26 protein-coding genes and 1 other annotated feature are annotated in these 23,854 nt (G+C 46.2%); of the genes, 25 read left to right on the top strand and 1 reads right to left on the bottom strand.

Going from position 1 to position 23,854, the window contains the following annotated elements:
* Position 1: 1 nt before the first annotated feature.
* From AY633_RS11655 to AY633_RS11575, 17 genes are all read left to right on the top strand, one after another.
* Entirely contained in the window at positions 2-1,222 is a 1,221-nt protein-coding gene (locus tag AY633_RS11655; protein ID WP_068488498.1) for a carboxylate--amine ligase, read from the top strand.
* A 170-nt stretch (positions 1,223-1,392) separates the two neighbouring features.
* Positions 1,393-2,364 (top strand): FtsH protease activity modulator HflK, encoded by a 972-nt coding sequence (gene hflK / locus AY633_RS11650; protein WP_068488497.1) that lies wholly within the window; start codon positions 1,393-1,395, stop codon positions 2,362-2,364.
* On the top strand, positions 2,364-3,344 hold the full coding sequence (hflC, locus tag AY633_RS11645) for a protease modulator HflC (RefSeq protein WP_068488496.1): 981 nt from the start codon (positions 2,364-2,366) through the stop codon (positions 3,342-3,344). Before hflK ends, hflC begins: the two co-directional genes overlap by 1 nt.
* A 66-nt stretch (positions 3,345-3,410) precedes the next feature.
* A complete protein-coding gene (gene polA, locus AY633_RS11640) occupies positions 3,411-6,047 on the top strand; it encodes a DNA polymerase I (protein ID WP_186008770.1) in 2,637 nt (878 codons plus the stop codon).
* Between the two features lie 13 nt (positions 6,048-6,060).
* A complete protein-coding gene (gene mutM, locus AY633_RS11635) occupies positions 6,061-6,930 on the top strand; it encodes a bifunctional DNA-formamidopyrimidine glycosylase/DNA-(apurinic or apyrimidinic site) lyase (RefSeq protein WP_068488494.1) in 870 nt (289 codons plus the stop codon).
* A 9-nt stretch (positions 6,931-6,939) separates the two neighbouring features.
* The gene (coaE, locus tag AY633_RS11630) at positions 6,940-7,536 is read left to right on the top strand and encodes a dephospho-CoA kinase (protein WP_068488493.1); all 597 of its coding nucleotides are present in this window, start codon (positions 6,940-6,942) and stop codon (positions 7,534-7,536) included.
* Between the two features lie 109 nt (positions 7,537-7,645).
* The gene (locus AY633_RS11625; RefSeq protein WP_068488492.1) at positions 7,646-8,665 is read left to right on the top strand and encodes a glyceraldehyde-3-phosphate dehydrogenase; all 1,020 of its coding nucleotides are present in this window, start codon (positions 7,646-7,648) and stop codon (positions 8,663-8,665) included.
* Positions 8,666-8,976: 311 nt separating this feature from the next.
* Positions 8,977-9,360: an adenosylmethionine decarboxylase gene (gene speD, locus AY633_RS11620; protein ID WP_068461696.1), complete on the top strand. Its 384-nt coding sequence runs from the start codon at positions 8,977-8,979 to the stop codon at positions 9,358-9,360.
* Between the two features lie 121 nt (positions 9,361-9,481).
* Positions 9,482-9,958, top strand: coding sequence for a transcriptional regulator NrdR (gene nrdR, locus AY633_RS11615; RefSeq protein WP_068488491.1), 477 nt, complete (start codon positions 9,482-9,484; stop codon positions 9,956-9,958).
* Positions 9,959-9,970: 12 nt separating this feature from the next.
* A complete protein-coding gene (locus tag AY633_RS11610; protein WP_068488490.1) occupies positions 9,971-11,347 on the top strand; it encodes a replication initiation and membrane attachment family protein in 1,377 nt (458 codons plus the stop codon).
* Complete coding sequence (gene dnaI, locus AY633_RS11605) at positions 11,348-12,286, top strand: primosomal protein DnaI (protein WP_068488489.1); 939 nt, start codon at positions 11,348-11,350, stop codon at positions 12,284-12,286. It abuts the gene before it with no gap.
* Positions 12,287-12,495: 209 nt separating this feature from the next.
* Positions 12,496-12,693: a hypothetical protein gene (locus AY633_RS16645; protein WP_068488488.1), complete on the top strand. Its 198-nt coding sequence runs from the start codon at positions 12,496-12,498 to the stop codon at positions 12,691-12,693.
* Between the two features lie 413 nt (positions 12,694-13,106).
* A complete protein-coding gene (thrS, locus tag AY633_RS11595; protein ID WP_068461704.1) occupies positions 13,107-15,035 on the top strand; it encodes a threonine--tRNA ligase in 1,929 nt (642 codons plus the stop codon).
* 260 nt (positions 15,036-15,295) lie between these two features.
* The gene (gene infC, locus AY633_RS11590) at positions 15,296-15,817 is read left to right on the top strand and encodes a translation initiation factor IF-3 (protein WP_068461706.1); all 522 of its coding nucleotides are present in this window, start codon (positions 15,296-15,298) and stop codon (positions 15,815-15,817) included.
* A gap of 28 nt (positions 15,818-15,845) precedes the next feature.
* Positions 15,846-16,046, top strand: coding sequence for a 50S ribosomal protein L35 (gene rpmI, locus AY633_RS11585; RefSeq protein ID WP_058381064.1), 201 nt, complete (start codon positions 15,846-15,848; stop codon positions 16,044-16,046).
* A gap of 178 nt (positions 16,047-16,224) precedes the next feature.
* Positions 16,225-16,581 carry a 50S ribosomal protein L20 gene (gene rplT / locus AY633_RS11580; RefSeq protein ID WP_068461708.1) on the top strand — a complete coding sequence of 119 codons (357 nt, stop codon included), beginning with the start codon at positions 16,225-16,227 and terminating at the stop codon, positions 16,579-16,581.
* Between the two features lie 90 nt (positions 16,582-16,671).
* On the top strand, positions 16,672-16,935 hold the full coding sequence (locus AY633_RS11575; RefSeq protein ID WP_068488487.1) for a DUF1294 domain-containing protein: 264 nt from the start codon (positions 16,672-16,674) through the stop codon (positions 16,933-16,935).
* Positions 16,936-16,951: 16 nt separating this feature from the next.
* Here AY633_RS11575 and AY633_RS11570 read toward each other — a convergent pair whose 3' ends face one another.
* The gene (locus tag AY633_RS11570) at positions 16,952-17,344 is read right to left on the bottom strand and encodes a sigma-w pathway protein ysdB (protein ID WP_068461713.1); all 393 of its coding nucleotides are present in this window, start codon (positions 17,342-17,344) and stop codon (positions 16,952-16,954) included.
* An 89-nt stretch (positions 17,345-17,433) separates the two neighbouring features.
* On the opposite strand from AY633_RS11570, the gene AY633_RS11565 reads away from it, so the two are divergent.
* From AY633_RS11565 to pheS, 8 genes are all read left to right on the top strand, one after another.
* Positions 17,434-17,919 carry a dUTP diphosphatase gene (locus AY633_RS11565; RefSeq protein WP_068488486.1) on the top strand — a complete coding sequence of 162 codons (486 nt, stop codon included), beginning with the start codon at positions 17,434-17,436 and terminating at the stop codon, positions 17,917-17,919.
* A 71-nt stretch (positions 17,920-17,990) separates the two neighbouring features.
* Positions 17,991-19,079, top strand: coding sequence for a M42 family metallopeptidase (locus AY633_RS11560; protein WP_068488485.1), 1,089 nt, complete (start codon positions 17,991-17,993; stop codon positions 19,077-19,079).
* A gap of 262 nt (positions 19,080-19,341) precedes the next feature.
* Positions 19,342-20,304, top strand: coding sequence for a nuclease-related domain-containing protein (locus AY633_RS11550; RefSeq protein ID WP_068488483.1), 963 nt, complete (start codon positions 19,342-19,344; stop codon positions 20,302-20,304).
* Positions 20,305-20,549: 245 nt separating this feature from the next.
* Positions 20,550-20,750 carry a helix-turn-helix transcriptional regulator gene (locus AY633_RS11545; protein ID WP_068488482.1) on the top strand — a complete coding sequence of 67 codons (201 nt, stop codon included), beginning with the start codon at positions 20,550-20,552 and terminating at the stop codon, positions 20,748-20,750.
* Between the two features lie 2 nt (positions 20,751-20,752).
* Positions 20,753-21,247, top strand: coding sequence for a hypothetical protein (locus AY633_RS11540; protein ID WP_068488481.1), 495 nt, complete (start codon positions 20,753-20,755; stop codon positions 21,245-21,247).
* Positions 21,244-21,687 (top strand): small multi-drug export protein, encoded by a 444-nt coding sequence (locus AY633_RS11535; protein WP_068488480.1) that lies wholly within the window; start codon positions 21,244-21,246, stop codon positions 21,685-21,687. Before AY633_RS11540 ends, AY633_RS11535 begins: the two co-directional genes overlap by 4 nt.
* Positions 21,688-21,739: 52 nt before the next feature.
* A complete protein-coding gene (locus AY633_RS11530) occupies positions 21,740-22,513 on the top strand; it encodes a TrmH family RNA methyltransferase (protein ID WP_068488479.1) in 774 nt (257 codons plus the stop codon).
* Positions 22,514-22,549: 36 nt separating this feature from the next.
* Positions 22,550-22,777: a binding site (T-box leader), on the top strand.
* Positions 22,778-22,815: 38 nt separating this feature from the next.
* Complete coding sequence (gene pheS, locus AY633_RS11525) at positions 22,816-23,853, top strand: phenylalanine--tRNA ligase subunit alpha (protein WP_068488478.1); 1,038 nt, start codon at positions 22,816-22,818, stop codon at positions 23,851-23,853.
* The last annotated feature ends 1 nt before the right edge of the window (position 23,854 follow it).

The raw sequence follows: 23,854 nt of genomic DNA, 5'->3' as shown, positions 1-23,854 counted from the left end.
TATGGAAACCAATCACCCATTTTTGCCGATCATTGTCGGCACTGATATGAATGCTTATAATATGGCGATTTCATTTCATGAAGCATACGGAATCAAGCCGATCTTGATCGGAAAAGAGCCTTTATCCTTTACAGAGATGAGCTCGATTACGGAAACAATCGAATTTGATAAAAAATTGTCTGAGCCGGAGCATTTCGCTGATATTTTGATCGGCATGGCTGACAAATACAGAGCGCCCGGCAAAACTTTGCTGCTGGTCGGCACGAACGATTTGTACGTGCGTTTAATTATTGAAAACGCTAAAGTGCTACGTGAACATTATGTCTTTAATTATCCGACTGAAGATTTGATGAACCAATTGCAGATGAAGGCGAATTTTTACGCATTATGCAAAGAGCATGGCATCGATACGCCGACTACTTATTTTTACGACTGCAGCAAAGATGTGCCATTCGACGACAGCGATATGATGTATCCGGTTGTCGTTAAACCGAGCAATGGCATCGAATACAGCCGCAACAAATTCGCGGGGCAGGAAAAAGTCTATAAAGTGGACAGCCCGAAAGAATTATTCGAAGTCATCCAAAAAATTAAAGCGAGCGGCTACCGTGATGAATTGATCATTCAGGATTTCATCCCTGGCGATGATACATACATGTGGGATTCTGTCATTTACGCCAGTGCAAAGGGCCAGACGCAATTGGTGACTTATGCACAAGTTGTCTTGCAGGAGCACACCGTCACGGCTATCGGCAATTATACGGCACTCATCACGCGCTTTGACAAAGAAATGATGGAAAAACTCCAGCATTTCCTCGAAGCGGTCGGTTATACCGGATTCGCTAATTTCGATTTAAAATACGATTCGCGCGATAAGAAATTCAAAGTCTTTGAAGTGAATATCCGTCAAGGACGGTCTAGTTATTACGTAACTGCGCTTGGCCATAATATGGCACAATACCTAGTCGATGATTTGATCTACAAAACAGAGAAGCCGATCACTTATTTGAACGAGGATTTCCTGTTTACGGTCGTTCCAAAAGTCGTGTTACGCAATTTCGTTCAAAACCAGGCAGTCCAAAAAGATATCAAGCGCTTGATCAAGGAAAAGAAATACGGCAATCCGCTATTCTATAAAAAAGATACTCATATGAAACGCAAACTGTATCTGTTTGCGCGCCAAGTGAATTATTATAAAAAATATAAAAATAATCAATGGTAAGTTTACAAAGGCTTAACACTAGCTTCATAATGGGGTGCTATTCTTTAATAGAACCCCCTTCAACCGCATGACTTGAAAAAGAGCCCCTCCCCGGGCTCTTTTTCTATTTTCATGAAACTATTTCACAATCATTCCGTATACATAATTATAAAGAAAAAGGGGGAAACAACATGACTACGAAACGAGTGCTATCGATTATCGGGCTGTCGGTCGTCGGCATACTTTTATTGGTTGCGGTCTTTACATCCTGGTATACAGTCGATGAGTCTGAACAAGCGGTCATCATTACATTCGGCGAGGCGGGAGAGCCGGTAACTGAATCAGGGCTCCACTTCAAGATGCCTTGGCCGATCCAAAAAGCGGAAGTGATGTCAAAAGAAACTTACAGCCTTCAATTTGGTTATGACCAAAACGCAGAAGGGGAAGTCACATCCTACGACAAAGAAACTAAAATGATTACGGGAGATGAGAACATCGTCTTGACGGATCTGGTCGTCCAGTGGAAGATCACTGACCCGAAAAAATTCCTGTTCAATGCAGAAGATCCCCGGGAAATGCTTCATGATGCCACATCCGCCTCGATCCGGTCGATTATCGGCAGTTCGTTGATTGACGATGCATTAACTTCCGGGAAAGCAGAAATCGAAGCGGAAACGCGTGATCTCTTGTCTTCACTTATAGAAGAATACGATATCGGCATTTCGGTCTTGGCAGTTAAATTGCAAGATGTTGAATTGCCGAACGAAGAAGTCCGTGCAGCATTCACGAATGTGACAGATGCTCGTGAGACGATGAACACAAAAATCAACGAAGCGAATAAATACGAAAACCAGAAACGTAATGAAGCTTTAGGTGAGAAATCGGCCATCAATTCCCGTGCAGAAGCGCAAAAAGTGGAACGTGTCGAGCAAGCAACAGGGGATGTTGCGGTATTCGACAAGTTGTATGCCGAGTACGAAGGCAATCCTGAAGTGACAAAACAACGCTTGATCATGGAAACCTTGGAATCGGTTCTGCCGGATGCCAAACTTTATATTATGAATGACGATGAAGGAACGATGAAATATTTGCCGCTCGGTGAAATGCAGACCGTCGTACCGCCGGCAGCTGAAGAAGAAACAGAAGAAGGAGGCGGCAACTGATGGATCCAAAACAACCATTTGGAAACTCCAACACAACAGATATTTTTGGCAATAAAAACCGTGCCAAAAAACCGAGAGAGCCTAGAGAGCCGATCAATTTCCGTAAACACTGGAAAACCATTGTCATTTCGGCGATCGTCTTTTTTACCCTATTAATTGTCCTGACCAATATTTATGTCGTGAAAGAAAATGAATATCGCGTCGTTCGCCAGTTCGGTGAAGTCGTCAAAGTCCAAGAAGATCCCGGCATCAAAATGAAAGTTCCGTTCATTCAGAGCGTGACGACCATCCCGAAATACCAGATGACCTACGATGTGACGGAAGCAGAAATCAATACGAGAGACAAAAAAAGAATTCTCATCGATAATTACGCGGTTTGGCATGTGACCGATCCTTTAAGCATGATTTCGAATGCCGGCACGATCATTAACGCGGAATCGCGTATGGAAGAGTTTATCTATTCTGTCGTGCGAACAGAGCTTGGCCAACTGAATTACGATGAAATCATCAACGATGAAAACTCATCGCGTGGCAGCTTGAATGATACAGTAACGACGCGAGTCAATGAATTACTAGAAACAGACCAATACGGCATCGAAGTTGTCGATGTCCGCATGAAACGCACCGACTTGCCTGCAGAAAACGAACAGGCCGTCTTTACGCGCATGATCTCAGAGCGTGATTCAACTGCACAGGATTACCTGTCACAAGGTGATGCACGCAAACGTGAAATCGAAGCTCAAGCCGACCGTGAAGCGCAGGAGGTCATTGCGACAGCTAAGAAAGAAGCCGCCTTGATCCAAGCGGATGGGGAAGCGGAAGCCGCTCAAATTTATAACGAATCGTTCTCGAAAGATCCTGAGTTTTATGAGTTATACCGTTCACTCGAATCGTATTCGAAAACGGTTGGTGAAGATACGGTGATCATTATGCCGTCAGATTCGCCGTATGCAAGGTTGTTGTCCGGAAATCTTGAATAGCTAGTGAGCCGTCATTTCTCTTCTATTTGCCTGCGTGGTAAAATAAAGGGAATGACGGCTTTTTTTATGGAAAGGGGTAATTTTGTGTCAAAGAAAATCTTATTGCTCGATGGCAACAGCCTGGCATACCGCGCTTTTTTCGCGCTGCCACTACTGACAAATGACAACGGTGTACATACGAATGCAGTTTACGGATTCACGACGATGCTGCAAAAGCTGTTGGAGGAAGAAAAGCCGACGCATATGATGGTGGCGTTCGATGCCGGTAAAACGACTTTCCGCAACGAAGCCTATTCGGAATATAAAGGCGGCCGGCAAAAAACTCCGCCGGAACTGTCGGAGCAGTTCCCGTATTTGCGTAAGCTGCTTTCTGCATACCAAATTAAACAATACGAGCTCAATAATTATGAGGCGGACGATATCATTGGCACATTGAGCCTTCAAGCAGAACAAGCGGGTGATCAAGTCGTCGTCGTATCAGGAGACAAAGATTTGACTCAGCTTGCCTCGGAATCGACAGTTGTCTACATCACCCGTAAAGGCATTACCGATATCGAGAAATACACTGTGGAGCATATTCAGGAAAAATATGGCCTGACCCCATTGCAAATCATTGATATGAAAGGTTTGATGGGTGATTCCTCTGATAACATTCCAGGAGTTCCTGGCGTCGGTGAAAAGACAGCTTTGAAGCTGCTCGCCAAACATGGCTCAGTAGAAGGCGTGTACGAAGCGATAGAGGAACAAAAGGGCAAGATGAAGGAAAAGCTTGTAGAAAACGAAGAGCTTGCGCATTTGTCCAAAAAATTGGCCACCATCGAACGGCAAGCGCCGGTCGAAGTGTCAATCGGCGAACTCGATTACACAGGACCTGACCAAGACGAATTGGTGCGTATCTGGAATGAACTTGGATTTAAATCTTTATTGGAAAAACTAGATTATACGGCAGAGGAAACCGAGAAGAAAGAACTGCATTTCGAAGTGCTTGAAACAGTTGATAAGAGCTTGCTGGAAGACGGCATGGCGGTCCATTTAGAGCTATATGATGAGCATTATCACAGCTGCGATTTACTGGGCGTCTCTTTGGCATCTGAGACAGCAACATATGTCATCCCGATGGAAGTGGTGGAGCAATCCGACGAATTCAAAACTTGGCTAGAAGATCCATCCGCCGCTAAGTATATGTCGGATTCAAAAGCGGCCACTGCGGCGTTTCTTAGAAAGGGCATAAAAATCGATGGAGTGGACTTCGATTTGATGTTGGGGGCATATATCGTCAATCCATCACTAAAGTATACCGACCTTTCGGATATCGTCCGGGAATACGGTTATTCGGACGTGTCGACCAACGAGCAAGTCTACGGCAAAGGCGCAAAGAAAAAAGTTCCTGAAGCTGACGACTTGAATGAGCATATGGCTAGAAAAGCGAGAGCCATTTTCAATGTGCGGCCTGTGGTTGTTGACAAATTAGAAGAAAACGAGCAATTTGACTTGTACGATAAATTGGAGCTGCCACTTGCGAAAGTGCTCGGCCAAATGGAATCGCTTGGCGTCAAAGTGGACCGGGAGCAATTGGCTGACATGGGCGTAGAATTGAAACGCAAGCTCGGCATGATCGAGCAAGAGATTTACGCACTTGCCGGAGGGGCATTTAATATCAATTCACCGAAGCAACTAGGAGTTATCCTATTCGAGCAGCTTGGCTTACCAGCGATCAAAAAGACAAAAACCGGCTATTCGACGGCTGCAGATGTGCTCGAGAAATTGGAAGGCAAGCACGAAATCATTCACCATATTCTTATGTATCGCCAGCTTGGAAAATTGTTGTCAACGTATATTGAAGGGTTACTAAAAGAGATTCACGAAGATGGCAAAGTCCATACGCGTTTCCAGCAAGCCTTAACGACGACTGGCAGGCTCAGTTCCACAAACCCGAACTTACAGAACATCCCGGTACGCCTTGATGAAGGCCGCAAAATCCGCAAAGCCTTCGTCCCATCACAACCGGGATGGGTCATGGTTGCGGCAGATTATTCCCAGATCGAATTGCGTGTCCTCGCCCATATGTCGAAAGATGAAAGTTTGATTGAAGCATTCCAGTCGGATTTGGATATTCATACGAAAACGGCTAGCGATGTGTTCAATGTAGCGCTTGAAGACGTGACCTCGGATATGCGCCGTGCTGCCAAAGCAGTCAACTTTGGCATTGTCTACGGAATTAGTGACTACGGCTTGTCGCAAAACTTGAACATCACGCGAAAAGAAGCAGCCGAATTTATTGAACAGTATTTAGCCAGTTTTCCAGGGGTCCAAGGCTATATGACATCAATCGTCGAACAAGCGAAAAAAGACGGATTCGTCACGACCTTGATGAACCGCCGCCGTTATTTACCAGACATCAATAGCTCGAATTTCAATTTGCGCAGCTTTGCGGAACGGACGGCGATGAATACGCCGATTCAAGGAAGTGCAGCCGATGTCATCAAACAGGCGATGATTGAAATGGATACGGCACTTGAACGCGAAGGGCTTCAATCGAAAATGATTCTGCAAGTGCACGATGAGTTGATCTTTGAAGCGCCTGCAGAAGAATTGGAAAAGTTGATGGCATTGGTTCCAGAAGTAATGGAGTCAGCGGTTAAGCTCAACGTGCCTCTGAAAGTGGATATTGCCACAGGAGATACTTGGTACGATACGAAATAAGGAGGAATGCAAGATGCCGGAACTTCCGGAAGTAGAAGGGGTGGTCCGGCAAATCCGCCCCGTATCGATCGGCAAACGCATCGTCTCTGTTGATGTGTCCGAGACGATCCGAAAATCGAAGCATTTGGGCAAAGAGGCGATCTTGAAGCGAATCGGAGCAGATAGCTTTCAAGAGCGCTTGACTGGTGCCCAAATACTCGCTGTCGAACGACGCAGCAAATATATTTATATGACCTTGAAAAGTGAGCAGGAATTTTTGCTCGTCAATCATCTAGGCATGTCGGGGGCATGGTTTTTCGTCGACAGCCTGCTGTCTATTCCAGAAGACAAGTTCAGGCGACACGTTCATGTAGTCCTGACGCTTGATGATGGCAATTTACTGGCGTTCTCAGACATCCGGAGATTTGGGGAAATGCGTGTGCTGGAAACAGAAGCGGATTTCCCTCCCTTATTGTTGATGGCGCCTGAACCTTTTGTCGATGAAGCACTAGAGTGGTTTTTGCAGCAGGCGGAAAGTCCGAAGTTCCGCAATAAGCCAATCAAAGAAGTCATCATGGACGGTACGGTCATCTCAGGATGCGGCAATATCTACGCAACAGAAGCGTTGTTTCGGATGAGAATTCATCCGAAACGAGCAGCGAGTCGGATCAGCCGTAAGCGGAAAGTCGAACTATTCCAAGCAATAGCCGCGATTTTGCTTGAAAGTATCGATGCAGGCGGCAGCACAATTTCCGATTACCGCAACATCAACGGCGAATCGGGCAGCATGCAGAATCGCTTTGGAATGTATGGCAAAAAAGAGTGCTCATTTTGCGGAACAGAAACAAAGACAGTGAAAATTGCAGGCCGGGCTTCTGTTTATTGCCCGTCTTGCCAGAAATGAGGAAAGCAAATGATTATTGGATTGACCGGCAGCATCGCGAGCGGTAAAAGCACCGTCTCGCAAATGCTCCAAGACCTGGGGTATCCGGTTGTAGACGCAGATCTGGTCGCCAGACAGGTTGTCGAACCCGGAACTCAAACATTAAAGAGCATTGAAGAAATATTTGGTCCGGAAGTCATCCGGGCTGATGGTTCAATGGACCGCGAGCGAGTGGGGACGATTATTTTCAACGATCCGGCTAGCCGAAAAAAATTAAATGACATTATCCACCCGGCTATACGCCGGGAAATGCTCAGACAAAGGCAGGTTTTTCTTGAAGCGGGAAATGAAACCGTTATCATGGACATTCCGCTGCTATTTGAAAGCAAATTACAGCATATGGTCGATAAAATATTGGTCGTCAGCGTTTCGGAACAAGAGCAGTTAAAACGACTAATGGAACGCAACGGCTTGACCGAGCAAGAAGCAAAAGCGCGTATCGCTTCCCAATTGCCGATGAGTGTCAAAGAAGAAGGAGCAGATGAAGTGCTCGACAACAACGGATCAATCGACGACACTAAACGCCAATTAATGCGCATATTGGATAGATGGCAGACACAATTATAAAAAAGTATGCGCTTTCTTTTGTTTCGAGGTTCTCTAAAATGAATAATGTGTTATACTATATAACGAATTGAAAATATAAGTATGACTTATTTAATTGGGGGACAAATACATGACAGTATCGATTGCAATTAACGGGTTTGGCCGTATTGGCCGTATGGTTTTCAGACAAGCAGTGTTAATGGATGACGTGACAATTTCGGCGGTCAATGCCAGTTATCCGGCAGAAACACTTGCCCATTTGATTAAGTATGACACAAACCATGGTACTTTCTCTGGTGATGTAAGAGCAGAAGGGAATGTGTTAGTTGTAAATGGTAAGCGCATACAATTGGTCAGCGAACGTGATCCGTTGAAACTTCCATGGGGAGAAATGGGCGTCGATATTGTCATTGAAGCGACCGGCAAGTTCAACTCACGCGATCAAGCTGCGCTTCATTTGGATGCTGGGGCGAAAAAAGTCATCTTGACTGCGCCTGGTAAAAATGAGGATATCACAATTGTTATGGGCGTCAATGATGACAAATTGGATGTCGAAAAACATCACATTATCTCGAATGCCAGCTGTACGACCAATTGCTTGGCACCTGTCGCTAAAGTGTTGAATGATGCGTTCGGCATTGAAAATGGATTGATGACAACCGTCCATGCGTATACAAATGATCAAAAAAATCTCGACAACCCACACAAGGATTTGCGTCGCGCCCGTGCATGTGCACAATCGATTATCCCGACCTCAACGGGGGCTGCCAAAGCCTTATCTTTGGTTTTGCCCGAACTCGAAGGCAAATTACATGGTTTAGCGCTTCGTGTGCCGACACCTAACGTATCCCTTGTGGACCTCGTGGTTGATGTCCAGCAGGATGTGACGGTTGAAGACGTCAATCGTGCATTCACGGAAGCGTCAGAAGGCGCACTTTCCGGCATTCTTGATTTGACGATGGAACCGCTTGTATCGATCGACTTCAACACCAACCCAAGCTCAGCAATCGTTGATGGTCTAACTACCATTGTTATGGGAGACCGCAAAGTGAAAGTGCTGGCATGGTACGATAACGAATGGGGTTATTCTGCCCGCGTTGTCGACTTGATGAAAAAAGTAGCCAATTCTATGGCGGTCACTTCAAAATAATGCAAAAAGATTCTGCTTTTCTTCTTATTAGAAAAGCGGAATCTTTTTTTCATTATTACGAAAAAAAATGCCCGTTGGCGCATTTATTTATTGCAATTCGAAAACATTCATCATATACTATGAATCGTAGCCAAAAATGGCTGCCACTTCTCAATTTCTATTTACTTGAAGAGCAAGGAATTAGGAGCGTATATTATTATTCTTATGGCTGCTTAAAGGGTTAGGACCTCTCTGGACTAACTTTCCCCCGTGGTAGTCAACTTTGAATATTTTGCGCAAAAACAAAATGTTATCAAAGGGGGAAACGAACCATGGAAACTATGGGACGTCACGTAATCGCAGAACTTTGGCAGTGTGATTTTGACAAATTAAACGATATGGACTATATCGAAAAGACTTTTGTTGATGCAGCACTCAAATCAGGTGCGGAAATCCGCGAAGTCGCTTTTCATAAATTTGCACCACAGGGTGTCAGCGGCGTAGTCATCATTTCGGAATCACACCTGACTATCCACAGCTTCCCGGAACACGGATATGCAAGTGTAGATGTCTATACTTGTGGAGATCTCGATCCGACAATCGCAGCAGATTACATCGCGCAAGCTTTGAACTCAAAACAGAGCGAAGTAACGGAAGTGCCACGCGGCATGGGACCAGTCGGCGCCGGAGCGACAAAAGTATCACTGACGGTGTAATGGACCGCTAATAAGGCAAAACACAAGCAGAGGAGAAATTCCTCTGCTTTTTCTAATGTATAGAGAATATTTTTGTTATACTGTTACTACTAGAAAGAGAATTATCGGGGAGATGTCTACCATGAAATGTCCAGCTTGCCAGCATAACGGCACCCGCGTTGTAGATTCGCGGCCAATAGATGAAATGAAATCAATCCGCAGGCGCCGTGAATGCGAAGCGTGCGGTTACCGCTTCACCACATTTGAGAAAGTGGAGGAAATGCCGCTGATCGTTGTAAAGAAAGATGGCTCCCGTGAAGAGTTCAGCCGCGAAAAAGTATTGCGCGGTTTAATCCGTGCTTGTGAAAAACGCCCTGTCTCACTTGATATGCTCGAAAGTGTCGTTTTCGATATCGAAAAAGAACTTCGCCGGAGCGGCAACCCTGAAGTGAAGTCGGAAGAAGTCGGAGAATTGGTCATGAACCGCTTAGCGGATATCGACGAAGTCGCCTATGTCCGCTTCGCTTCGGTCTACCGCCAGTTTAAAGACATCACCGTCTTCATCGACGAACTGAAAGATTTGCTTGACCGTAACCCTGGCGATAAGGACAGCAAATAAGGCGGTGACGAAATGACGATATACAAAGAACTGCAGGCCGCCGACTTATACCGGATCCGCATGCCGTACCCATTTTCCAATTATGACCGCCAATTGTTGACACTGCTTTATCAGCCAATGATCGGTTCGGAGGCCATCTCACTTTATTTAACATTGTGGGCGGATGGAGAAATCCACACTGCCGATTCCACGCATTATAATTTGATGAATACGCTTGGGAAACCAGCCAAGTCAATTTTTGAATCGCGCATTCAACTTGAAGCCATCGGTTTGTTGAAGACTTACCGAAAAGACGGAGATGACCGCTCCTTTATTTATGAGCTATGCCCACCGCTCGATCCAAAAACTTTTTTTGCAGACCCGCTCCTGTCGATGTTCCTGTTCAGTAAAATAGGGGAATCTTCTTATCGTCGTGTTCGCGACCGATTTGTCATCCAGTCGCCGATTGCCGAAGGATACGAGGAAGTATCTAGGACCTTCACGGATATTTTTCAACCGGTGCATGCAAAGTCTGGCTATCCTGCAGATCAAAAAGAGTTAGAGGCACGAACAGATGGGGAATACGAAATGGAGCAGGATTTCGATTTCGCACTGCTGCGCCAAGGCTTATCCGAACAACTCGTGCCAAAGCGTGTATTAACGCCGGGCATCCGTCATTTTATCGCCAAATTGTCTTTCCTTTATGGCTTTGGGCCGTTGGAAATGCAAAAAGTGGTGTTGCTGGCGATTGAAGATGACTACCGGATTGATGAGGACGGGCTGCGTAAAGCCGCTTCGGACTATTATAAAATGACCGTAACGACGACTGCACCGAAACTTGAGCCAATCAAAAAGGCAGAACCAAAAGTGCAGGAGCAAAAGCCGGACTCGCAACAAGCGCCGATCAATAAAGAAGACGAATTGATAGCTTATTTGGAATCGGCATCGCCGCTCCAAGTGTTGCGCGATATTGCGAATGGCAAAGAGCCGCTGCCGGCCGATGTGCAATTGGCGAACCAGCTCGTGACACAGCATGGCATGGAGCCGGCTGTCGTCAATGTATTGCTTCAATACGTCTTGTTGCGGACAGATATGAAACTGACAAAAGCGTATGTAGAAAAAATCGCCTCGCATTGGCTCAGAAAAAATGTCACGACCGCTAAACAGGCGATGGAATTTGCACGCATCGAGCATACGCAATACATGAAATGGAAAAACGAATCAGGCGCCGCGCCTAAGAAATCGGCATCTTCCGGCCGCAAACCGATCCGCGAAGAAAAGCTGCCTGAATGGTTCAATAAGAAAGACGAAGTGGAACCGCCGTCTCAAGGAACATCAAGCGAACAACTCGAACAGGAAAAACAAAAATTGCTGGCGAAGCTTGCGTTGAAGAAAAGAAAGGGTGATTAGATGGAACCGATTCGTGAAACGATGAAGCGAGTGGTCAATGCGCCCTCATTTTCCGAGCGCTATGATGCGATGAAAAAAGAAGTGCTGGAACATCCAGGTGTCCTTAAATTCCTTAAAGAACACGAAGAGGAAATTGACGGCCCGACAGTGGAAAAAGGCATGGGCAAGCTTTACGAATACATCGACCAGTCGCATGACTGCAATAAATGCCCTAATCTTGGCGGCTGCATCAATCATTTAAAAGGATTCGAACCAAACCTCGTATTGGAACGCGGCAATATTGGCATCTCGTACACCAAATGCCGCTTAAAAACCGCAGAAGACAACAAACGCCACGCTTCCTCTTTGATCCACAGCATGTATATGCCAAAAGAAGTGATGGCGGCGCGAATTGAAAACTTTGAGCTGGACGACCGGCGTCTCCCTGCTTTCCGAGCAGTCGATGAATTTCTGGAAAAATCGACAGGCCCGGATTCGCTGCCGGAAAAAGGCTTGTACCTGTATGGGAAATTCGGCACCGGCAAATCGTATCTGCTTAGCGCGGTCGCGAACGAACTGGCCGAAATCAATGTGAAAACCGTTCTCGTGTTCGTGCCGGAATTCATGCGCGAAATGAAGCAAGCAATCGGCGACCATACGCTGCAGGAAAAAATCGAATACGTTAAAAAAGCCGATGTGCTCATGCTTGACGACATCGGAGCTGAGGCAATGTCGAGCTGGACGCGCGACGAAGTGCTCGGCACCATCCTTCACTACCGGATGGCAGAGAAATTGCCGACCTTCATGAGCTCAAATTTCAGCTACTCTGAACTGGCTCACCATTTGACATATTCCCAGCGCGGCGAAAAAGAAGACCTGAAAGCAGCGCGCATCATGGAACGTATCGAGACATTGACCGTCCCGGTAAAACTAGAAGGCGAAAACCGCCGCAATAAATAATAGAAACTATTGCCTTTTGATTTTTTTCATCGTATAGTAAGAAACATCAATATTGATTTACATGCATTGACAAGGACATGAGCCATTTCGCGCGGCACACAGAGAGGGAAGACACGGCTGAAAGCTTCCCGGCACAGCGTTTTGGTTTACCCCCTTCGAGCAGCGCCTGCGAAACCCAGTAGCAGGTGACGGTACCGGCCCGTTAGCCGATGCAGAGCTTCATTTCGCGCGCGAAAAACTTACGCGGAAGAGAAGAAGGGTGGAACCACGAACAGAGCTTCGTCCCTTTTGGGATGGGGCTTTTTGTGTGGAAAAAAAGAAAAGCGGAGGCAGCCGTCAAGACCCGACAAGCACAAGACGGTTTGCTGAAGCGGCGCTCTTTGCCGCAAAAGCAAATTAGCTTGTGACCTCGAGGGTCTGGTTGCCGGAGCTAGACATCAAGAAAAGCGGAGGCAGCCGTCAAGACCCGACAAGCACAAGACGGTTTGCTGAAGCGGCGCTCTTTGCCGCAAAAGCAAATTGGCTTGTGACCTCGAGGGTCTGGTTGCCGGAGCTAGACATCAAGAAAAGCGGAAGCGCCTAGCAGCGGAAGCTAAGCTAAGAACGCGACGTCCTGTCGCAACGCTTAGCTGACCCACATCCTGTGGACCCCAGACAGGCTGAAGACGCATTGGCGGAGCGGCGCTTTATGCCGCACAGCCAAGGTGACTTAAGACCCCGAGGAGCAGGCAGCTGAAGCTAGACACCAAGAATAGCGGAGGCGGCGAACCAGACCCTGTGGCTAGCCCATCCACCCAAACCATTTAAAGGAGAGATTCACATGGCAGACATGATTCACTTAACATTCCCAGACGGCGCAGTAAAAGAGTTCGCCAAAGGAACATCTACTGAAGAAATTGCACAATCGATCAGCCCGGGTCTTCGCAAAAAAGCAGTAGCAGGAAAGCTTTCCGGCCAGTTGGTTGATTTGAAAGCTCCTCTTGAAGAAAACGGCGACATTGCCATCATCACACCAGAATCCGAGGAAGCGTTGGAAGTACTTCGCCACAGCTCTGCGCATTTGATGGCACAAGCAGTCAAGCGCCTGTATCCGGATGCCAAACTGGGTGTGGGGCCGGTTATTGAAAATGGCTTTTACTATGATATTGATACAGAGTCAGCCATCACAGCCGAAGACTTGCCAGTCATCGAAAAAGAAATGAAGAAAATCATCAACGAAAATTTGGACATTGTCCGTGTAGAAGTGTCCAGAAATGAAGCACAGCAACGTTTTGAAGCAATCAGCGATCCTTATAAATTAGAGTTGCTTGAAGCGATTCCTGAAGATGAGCAAGTGTCGATCTACGAACAAGGCGAATTCTTCGACTTGTGCCGCGGCATACATGTACCGTCCACTGGCAAACTGAAAGAATTTAAATTATTGAGTGTTGCCGGTGCTTACTGGCGCGGCAACAGCGACAATAAAATGCTGCAGCGCATTTACGGCACTGCATTCTTCAAGAAAGAAGAATTGAAAGCGCATCTTGACATGCTCGAGGAAGCGAAAGAGCGCGACCACCGCAAAATCGGCAAAGAACTTAATTTGTTCATGAACTCCCAAAAAGTCGGACAAGGCTTGCCGATGTGGCTGCCAAAAGGCGCGACGATCCGCCGCATCATCGAACGCTATATCGTCGATAAAGAAGAACGCATGGGCTATGACCATGTGTATACGCCAGTGATGGGCAGTGTCGAATTGTACAAGACAAGCGGCCACTGGGACCATTACCAGGAAAATATGTTCCCAGTCATGCAAATGGACAACGAAGACCTAGTCCTGCGCCCAATGAACTGCCCGCACCACATGATGATCTACAAACAAGGCATCCATTCTTATCGTCAATTGCCGATCCGCATCGCGGAACTGGGGCTTATGCATCGCTACGAGATGTCAGGTGCTTTGTCTGGACTTCAGCGCGTGCGCGGCATGACATTAAATGACGCTCACTTGTTTGTACGCCCAGACCAAATCAAAGAAGAATTCAAACGCGTCGTCAATCTTGTTATCGAAGTCTATAAAGATTTCGACTTGAAGGATTATTCGTTCCGCGTGTCGTATCGCGACCCAGCTGATAAAGAGAAGTATTACGATGATGATGCGATGTGGGACCGTGCCCAATCGATGTTGAAAGAAGCGATGGACGAGCTGGGCCTTGATTATTTCGAAGCAGAAGGCGAAGCGGCGTTTTACGGACCGAAACTTGATGTCCAAGTAAAAACTGCGCTCGGCAAAGAAGAAACATTATCGACTGTACAGCTCGATTTCCTATTGCCGGAAAAATTCGATTTGACGTATATCGGCGAGGACGGCAAACAGCATCGCCCAGTTGTCATTCACCGCGGCGTCGTTTCTACAATGGAACGTTTTGTCGCTTTCTTGATCGAAGAATACAAAGGCGCATTCCCGACATGGCTCGCACCGGTCCAAGTGGAGATCATCCCGGTGTCGCTTGATGTCCACAGCGAATACGCAAAAGAGCTTCAAGAGAAAATGCAGCAGCATAAACTTCGCGTTGATATCGATGAGCGGGATGAAAAGCTCGGCTACAAGATCCGCGAAGCACAAATGCAGAAAGTTCCATATATGCTCGTTATCGGCGACAAGGAACTGGAAAGCGGATCGGTCAATGTTCGTAAGTACGGCGAGCAGAACTCCGAGAGCATGCCGTTTGAGGACTTCGTCAAACTCGTGCAATCCGAACTTCGCTAAAAGGCTTGACAGTAAAAAGACTGCGTGCTATTCTTATTTAGGTTATTGAATACTTATATGTGCAAGCAGGAGCGCCCGCTTCTCACCTGATCGACCGATTGTTGGCAGGTAGACACGATTTTGACTTTTACACGCTTAGCGTGCTGTCATATTACGGCGGGCGAACTCCTCGGGGTTCGCCCGCTTTTTGTTTGCACCTGTAAACCGGATCGACCGGTTCACACATTTAAGCTATTCGCGACACTACCCGGAGGTGGATCATTATTAGCAGAGACAACAATGTAAACGAAGGCATTCGTGCACGTGAATTACGGGTTATTGACCAAAATGGTGAACAGCTCGGTATTAAATCACGCAACGAGGCGCTCGAGATTGCAACCCGTGCCAACCTGGACCTAGTGCTTGTGGCTCCTCAAGCTAAGCCACCGGTCGCACGGATCATGGACCACGGCAAGTTCAAGTTTGAACAGCAGAAAAAAGAGCGCGAAATTCGTAAAAACCAAAAAATCATCAATGTGAAAGAGGTTCGCTTGAGCCCAGGCATCGATGATCACGACTTTAACACGAAGCTCCGCAATGCCATCAAGTTCCTTGAAAAAGGCGACAAAGTGAAAGCTTCAATCCGTTTCAAAGGCCGTGCAATTACGCACAAAGAAATCGGACAACGCGTCCTTGAGCGCTTCGCAGAAGAGTGCAAGGAAGTCGCAACGATTGAACAGCGCCCGAAAATGGAAGGCCGCAGCATGTTCTTGATGCTGAACCCGGTCAACGAGAAGGAATAATAGCATAATTGTTTAGGAGGAACCCGAAATGCCGAAAATGAAAAGCCACAGTGGAGCGTCTAAACGCTTCAAGAAAACTGGAACTGGTAAAGTAAAACGCAACCGTTCCCACACAAGCCACTTGTTCGCAAACAAGTCTACTAAGCAAAAACGTAAGCTCCGTAAGGGCTCATTGGTTTCTGCAGGCGACTTGAAACGCATCAAATCATTGATCTACAACATGAAATAAGAACGAAAAGCGAAAACGCCCGGTTAGATTCGACAGGCATCAGACGAAGGGGCAAAGCGGCGCTTTTGCCGCACAGCCACTTTAACTGATGACCCCGAGAATCTAGGCGCTGCAGTCTAGACAACACCAACAACTACAAAAATCGAATTTTTCATATTCAAGCAGGAGGTAATTCAATATGCCACGCGTAAAAGGCGGAACAGTGACGCGCAAGCGTCGTAAAAGAGTATTAAAATTAGCTAAAGGTTATTACGGTTCTAAACACTTACTATTTAAAGTAGCGAACCAACAAGTCATGAAGTCAGGTAACTATGCTTACCGTGACCGTCGCAACAAAAAACGTGATTTCCGCAAATTGTGGATCACACGTATCAACGCAGCAGCTCGTTTGAATGATATTTCTTACAGCCGCTTGATGCACGGATTGAAACTTGCCGGCATCGACATCAACCGCAAAATGCTAGCTGAAATCGCTGTATCTGATGCAGCTGCTTTCACAGCTTTGGTTGACCAAGCGAAAAAAGCTTCTAACTAATTCACGCTGGGCCTTGCGCCTGGTTCGATAGAAAAAAGGCCGGCTTCTTAGCTGGCCTTTTTTTATTGATGGCACTTAGGAGGGGAAAGTATGATTATTTTGGCAGCTTATTTCGCGGCTATGTCGAGTTTTGCCTTTATCATGATGTGGGCGGATAAACGCCAAGCACAGTCGCGTGGTCCGCGTATTCCTGAAAAACGATTATGGTTGGTCGCGTTAATTGGCGGCGGCATCGGTGCATACGCAGGGATGATGCTATTCCGCCACAAGACCAAGCACACGAATTTCCGTGTGGGGTTTTTTATCCTTGCCCTGATACAGGCTGGCTTGCTCGTGTGGCTCGCTATAGCATAAGAAAAGAGGGAGAAGCTCAGGCTTCACCCTCTTTTTTCATCAATTGTTCAATTGGGCTTTTCCATGAAATGTCTGCATCTGGATAATTCATGCGGATTTCCTTCTCCAAAAATTGAAAATCCTCTTTAGAGAAGCCAATAAGCTTGTCAGGCGATTCGGTCCAGACAAAAATCGAGACGACGTCAAATGCTTCTTTTGTGGTCCCTAAATATTTCTCCCCTTCGAAAAGAACACCTCGCAAAGCAATGAAAAAATTCTTGCGAACGTTCTTTACGTCGTCATGGAAATAATAAGTGCCGGATTCAAGCGCTGCATCAAGCTTGCGCTTCGGGTCAAAAATGAATTTGAGGAGACGGTAAAACATGTAAATGATCAAGGCGATGATGATCAAACGGATCAAAAATGCCATCGGATTGCCCCCTTATCAAGATAGTCTTGTGTATAATACGTAACAGAAGCCTGGAAGTTTCACTAATTTCAAGGAAAAGGAGAAAGTCTATGAACCTTCAAAAATTATTTCACATGCAACAAGAGCTCGACCGATACATCCAGTCAAACCGCAACGTAGAGGAGTCGGTTTTTCGCAAGAAAGTGCTTGCCCTACAGGTGGAATTATCAGAGCTGGCAAATGAAACAAGATGTTTCAAGTTTTGGAGCACAAAAGGACCGTCCGATAAAAGCACCTTGCTCGAGGAATATGTCGATTGCATTCATTTTCTCTTATCGCTCGGTATTGAAAAAGGGTACAATTCGTTAGGCGAATGGCCAGCTCCGTTAGAAGAACAGGATTTGACTGAGCTGTTCCTATTAGCGCATCAATCGGTCAGCGAGTTTACTGAACACGCAACTCATGAAGATTATAGCAACTTATGGCGGACTTTTGGCGCGTTAGCAAAGGCGCTCGGGTTTAGTTATGAAGAAGTGCTAGCAGCTTATATCGAAAAAAACGAAACGAATTATAAACGCCAACAACAAGGGTATTGAATGAATCTTTTGATAACGTAACCGCTTTCCTATATACTGAAAAAGCAATGACTATTTAGGAGGTCGAAATAATGTCGAAATTAGATGATACTCAACAAATGTTGAAAGAACTTACGGATGCGAATGGCATTCCCGGCAACGAACGCCAATCCCGCGAGGTCATGAAGAAATACATAGAACCGTTTGCGGACAGCATTGAAACGGATAACCTTGGCAGCTTGATCGCCAAAAAAGAAGGACTCGCTGATGGGCCGAAGATCATGGTCGCGGGACACTTGGACGAAGTCGGATTCATGGTTTCACAGATCGACGACAAAGGATTCTTGAAATTCCAAACAGTCGGCGGTTGGTGGAACCAGGTTATGCTGGCACAACGCGTAACTATCACGACTAGAAGCGGCAAGGATGTGACAGGCGTTATCGGTTCGAAGCCGCCGCACATCCTGTCCCCAGAAGCGCGCAAAAAACCGGTGGAAATCAAAGACATGTTTATTGATATCGGCGCCTCTTCACGCGAAGAAGCAAAAGAATGGGGCGTGACACCAGGCGATATGGTGACTCCTTATTTCGAATTCACCGTTATGAACAACGAAAAATTATTAATGGCGAAAGCTTGGGACAACCGTATTGGCTGCGCCATCGCGATTGATGTTTTGAAAGGCTTGAAAGGTGTGGACCACCCGAACGTGGTATACGGCGTTGGAACGGTTCAAGAAGAAGTCGGCTTACGCGGCGCGAAAACGGCGACATCGTTCATCCAACCGGATATCGGTTTTGCAGTGGATGTCGGCATCGCAGGGGACACGCCAGGCGTTACCTCTAAAGAATCCAACAGCAAAATGGGCGATGGCCCGCAAATTCTGTTATTCGATGCCTCGATGGTCTCTCACCGCGGCTTGCGTGAGTTGGTTGTCGATACAGCGGAAGCGTCAGGTATCCCGTACCAGTTTGAAACAATTGCTGGCGGCGGAACAGATGCCGGCTCGATCCACTTAACGGCAAACGGCGTACCTGCCTTGTCAATCGGTGTTGCAACACGTTATATTCATTCACACGCAGGCATCCTGCACCGCGACGATTATGAAAATGCTGTTAAATTGATCATTGAAGTAATCAAAAAGCTCGACCGCGACACGGTAACAAAAATTACATTCGATTAATTTAAAGCCCCTCCAATTTTGTGGAGGGGTTTTTTATTGGGTAAAGCCGAAGTGGAATGGGCAAAAAAGCGTTTGTATTTCGCAAATAAAATAAGCCGGTTGTCAAACAGCCAGAGAAATACCACAAATAAATCAAAGGTTTTTGCAAACAACGAGAACCATTCCGCAAACAAAATGATTGGAAAAGTTCATAAGCGCCAATTGGTGGTGAAGGAGGCCTCGCGGAGTGCTATACTTCAACTATCATATTAGGAGGTGTTCAATGGGTAAAAAAGAACTAGCATTATTATCTGAAATTGAGTCGCTGGAGAGACTGTTGTATCGATTGCCTGACAATCATTCGAGCCGGGAATTTATCCAAGTTGAAATTTTCAAAGCGATTGCCGGAAAAAGAGGCGAAGAGAGGCTGTTCCGGAAGATGATTGAATTTGAGATAGAGGAGCAGTACCGGTTTTTAAAAAATATTTGCTTGTCGAGAGGGCGATGGAAAGTCCAAATGGACGGATTGTTACTGACGGAGCGCGGGGCGATCGTCATCGAATCAAAAAATATTAGCGGCCAACTTTATTTTGATGATAGCACCGGCGAATTTTCAAGAACCACTACAGAAGGCGTAAAAACGATAATGGAAGATCCGACGGTCCAGTTGAACAAACATATTCGCTTCTTGACCTTATTTTTCAAACAGCAGAATATCGATTTGCCCATTTCAGGAATTATCGTATTTACATCGAAACATTGTGAATTTCTGTCTAAGCCAAAGCAACACCACATCTGTAAAACCTATCAATTGGTCGATTATTTGTTCGACATCCTTCAGGAATTCCCCCTAAAAAGCAAACCTCAAGATTTATCGGAAATTCAGAAACTCCTCGAGCAATCTCGTACCCCTTATAAGAGAAAACCATTGTGTCAATTATATTCAATAGAAGAAACCGAGCTGTTTACGGGCATCTTGTGCACAAGCTGTAAAAGTCTTAACATGATGCGAAAACATAAGAAAGGATGGTTGTGTGTCGACTGCCAAGCGGTAGATCCACTCGCTTTTCAACATACAGTTCGGGAATATTTTTCACTGATTAATACACAGCTTAGCAATAGGCAACTCCGGAAATTCTGCAAGCTCGATTCGCCATATATGACTTCCCGTCTGTTGGGAGCATATGATTTAGAGACTGCTGGTGCTCTGCGCAACCGGACATACTTTTTAAAGAAAAATGACTAGCTTTTCGCGAACTGCGGAAAGCTTTTTTTGGGGGTTTTGCAAATAAACCGATGTATTCCGCAAAAAAAGAATCGAATTCCACAAATAACTTAACGAATTTCGTAAATAACTTAATACATTCCGCAAACAAGTCCAAACTCCCCAATTAAATAATTGCGTCAGCCTTATTTTCACTTGATATAATGTTAAGTTTAATGTACATTATGTAATGTAAACCTAACATTTCAAAAGGAAGGGTGAAGCGGATGCTGAGTAACCGTGTCAAAGAGCTACGGGCACGCTATGGCTTTACGCAAAGCGAGCTGGGCAAGCAAGTGGATGTCACGCGGCAAACGATCGCGTTCATCGAAAAAGGCGAATTTTCACCGTCAATTACATTGGCCTTGAAACTTGCAAAGGTCTTGAAAGTGGAAGTGGGAGACTTATTTTGGTTGGAGGAGGAGTAAAAATGAAACAGGATTTTCGTATGACATACCCGCTTTGGAATATGGCATTTATCTTAATATTGGCAGTAATGGCAGTCGGGTTCACTTCAAGCTTTGTCAATGTCACAAAGACCGATTCGAGCTTGAGCATCCAAGCACAAGCGCTGGAAGGCTTTTTATTGTTCGCGGCACTGATTGCATATTTGGTTTTGATCACAATTTATTTGATTGCCTTAAGCTCATATAACCGGAAAAATCCGGATAAGAAAATTTCTCCATTTTCAATGCGCCCTCCTGAATACATGGAACAAGACGAAGGCATGACCTTCATCACAAGAAAAGCGGTGCAGAAAGTGTATACATTCATCACCTGGACATTGCCATTCTTCGCATTAATCGTGATGCTTTTCCCGATTCCAAGACTTTTCATTGTCTGGGGAATTCTCGCGGTCGCATTCGGGCAGAACCTGATTTACTATTTGGAAATGCGCCGTCAGTTGAAAGGAGCGACTGAATGATTTACGAATATGCTTTAATTTTTTTGGGGGCAGCGATTCCTTGGTTCGAAATTGCGCTTGTCATCCCCCTCGGTATTATTTGGGGATTGTCACCTGTTTGGGTTATGATCACAGCGTTTATTGGCAATATGCTGACAGTCATGATGCTCATTGTCGGATTTGATAAATTCCGTATTTGGTACGATAAACGCCAGCAAGCGAAAGGCAAGGAACCGTCGAAGAAAAACGAACGCGCAGTGCGCATCTGGAATAAATACGGGCTTCCGGGTCTGTCGCTTTTGGGGCCGATCTTGATTGGTACGCATATTGCTGCGTTTATCGGGATGACACTAGGTGCGACCAAACGCAATACGACCATTTGGATGATCATCAGCATTGGAGTCTGGACGCTCGCATTTGGCATTTTAACGGCACTGGGCTTTGATTTCTTCACTGTGTAAAACAGGCCTATGCTATACTGTAGCTATTCTTTTGAAAAAGTGGTGACATATAATGAAACGAATTGAATCATTGCAAAACTCGCTCGTCAAACATTGGAAGAAACTGAGCACAACCCGCAAAGAGCGTGATAAATTTGGGGAATTCTTGGTTGAAGGCTTTCATTTAACAGAAGAAGCATTGAATAAGAAAGCCGATATCAAAGGCTTGATCGTCCGGGAAGGCACCGATATTCCGGATGCTTGGGACATTGAAGGCTTGGAATTGTACGTGGTAACGGCGCAAATCGCAAAAGAAATTGCAGAAACTGAGCATACGCAAGGCATATTCGCTCATTGCAGACAGCCAGAATATGATGAGGCCATGCAAGAACAATGGGAGACGCTACTTTTGATCGACGCTGTGCAAGACCCGGGCAATGTCGGGACGATGGTCCGCACCGCAGCAGCTGCCGGAATCGATGCAGTCGTTCTTGGAAAAGGTTCGGCGGATGCGTATAATCCGAAAACGGTTCGCTCGGCACAAGGCGCACATTTCCAAGTACCGATCGTCAAAGGCGATTTGTTCGATTGGGTGGAAGGCTTGAAAGACCGCGCTATTCCGGTTTACGGCACTGCGCTTTATCAATCAGTGCCAATGTACGAAGCGGAGTCGAAAGAACGCTTTGCCCTCATCGTTGGCAATGAAGGCAGCGGCGTCGAGCCCCAGCTATTGGAACAGACCGATCAGAATTTGATGGTGCCGCTTTATGGCCCTGCTGAATCGTTGAATGTGGCCGTAGCGACTGGCATTTTATTGTACAGCCTTGTTCCGAAAACTGGTGTTTGATTAACCGGTGAAAGTTCATTATAATAAAAGAGAAATAAACAAGCGTTGACCGGGAAAAGTACGTAGTCCCCCTGTATCCAAGGAAGTTCGCCCTCGACTGAAAGCGCGAATATGCAGGAACTTCGGAAGTTCACCCCGCGAGCTGCCTGACGGGGACCGGCCGAGTGCCGTAAAGTCTGGCCGGTGATGAGCCGTTATTCAATCGAGTGATCGCCAATGCGCGATAACTAGGGTGGTACCGCGAATCAATGCCTCGTCCCTTTTTGGGGGCGGGGCTTTTTTATGTTCAAGGAGGAGAGAAAATGGAAGCAAGATTGCAGGAGTTAAAAAATGAAGCGTTGGACAAGATCCAATCAGCACAAACGGTCAAAGAATTGACGGATGTGCGTGTCGCATATTTAGGAAAAAAAGGGCCGATTACCGATGTCTTGAAAGGCATGGGCAAATTGCCGGCAGAAGAACGGCCGAAAATGGGCGCACTTGCAAACGAGGTGCGTGCAGAAGTAACAGAATCTCTCGATGCGCGCATGGTTATCTTAGAAGAGCAGGCCATCAATGAAAAGCTGAAGAGCGAAACGATTGATATTTCTTTGCCAGGCCGTCCGGCAAAATCAGGAAATCCACATCCATTAACACGCGTTGTCGAAGAAATTGAAGACTTATTTCTTTCGATGGGCTATGAAATCGCGGAAGGCCCGGAAGTCGAAAAGGATTATTATAATTTCGAAGCGCTCAACTTGCCAAAAGGGCATCCAGCGCGAGACATGCAAGATTCTTTCTATATAACGGAAGACATTCTCCTGCGTACGCATACGTCACCGGTACAAGCACGCACGATGGAAGCGAAAGGCGGAGAGCCAATCAAGATCATCTGCCCGGGCAAAGTGTATCGCCGCGATAACGACGACGCGACGCATTCTCATCAGTTCACGCAAATCGAAGGGCTCGTTGTTGGAGAAGATATTCGCATGAGCGATTTGAAAGGGACTTTATCGGTTTTCGCTAAGAAAATGTTCGGCGATGACCGCGAAATCCGTCTGCGTCCGAGCTTCTTCCCATTCACGGAACCTTCCGTTGAAATGGACATTTCCTGCTTTAAATGCGGCGGTAACGGATGTAATGTCTGCAAAAAAACCGGCTGGATCGAAATTCTCGGCGCGGGCATGGTACATCCAAACGTTCTGGAAATGGCCGGCTACGATTCAAAACGCCTGACAGGATTCGCTTTCGGCATGGGGCCGGAACGCATTGCGATGCTGAAATACGGCATCGAGGACATCCGCCATTTCTACACGAACGACGTGCGTTTCTTAACGCAATTTCAACGGACGGAACTTTAAG

This window comes from Planococcus maritimus, assembly GCF_001592825.1.
Lineage (GTDB): Bacteria > Bacillota > Bacilli > Bacillales_A > Planococcaceae > Planococcus > Planococcus maritimus_C.
Note: the sequence above shows the minus strand (reverse complement) of the source record. Positions and strands in the feature narration are given on the sequence as shown.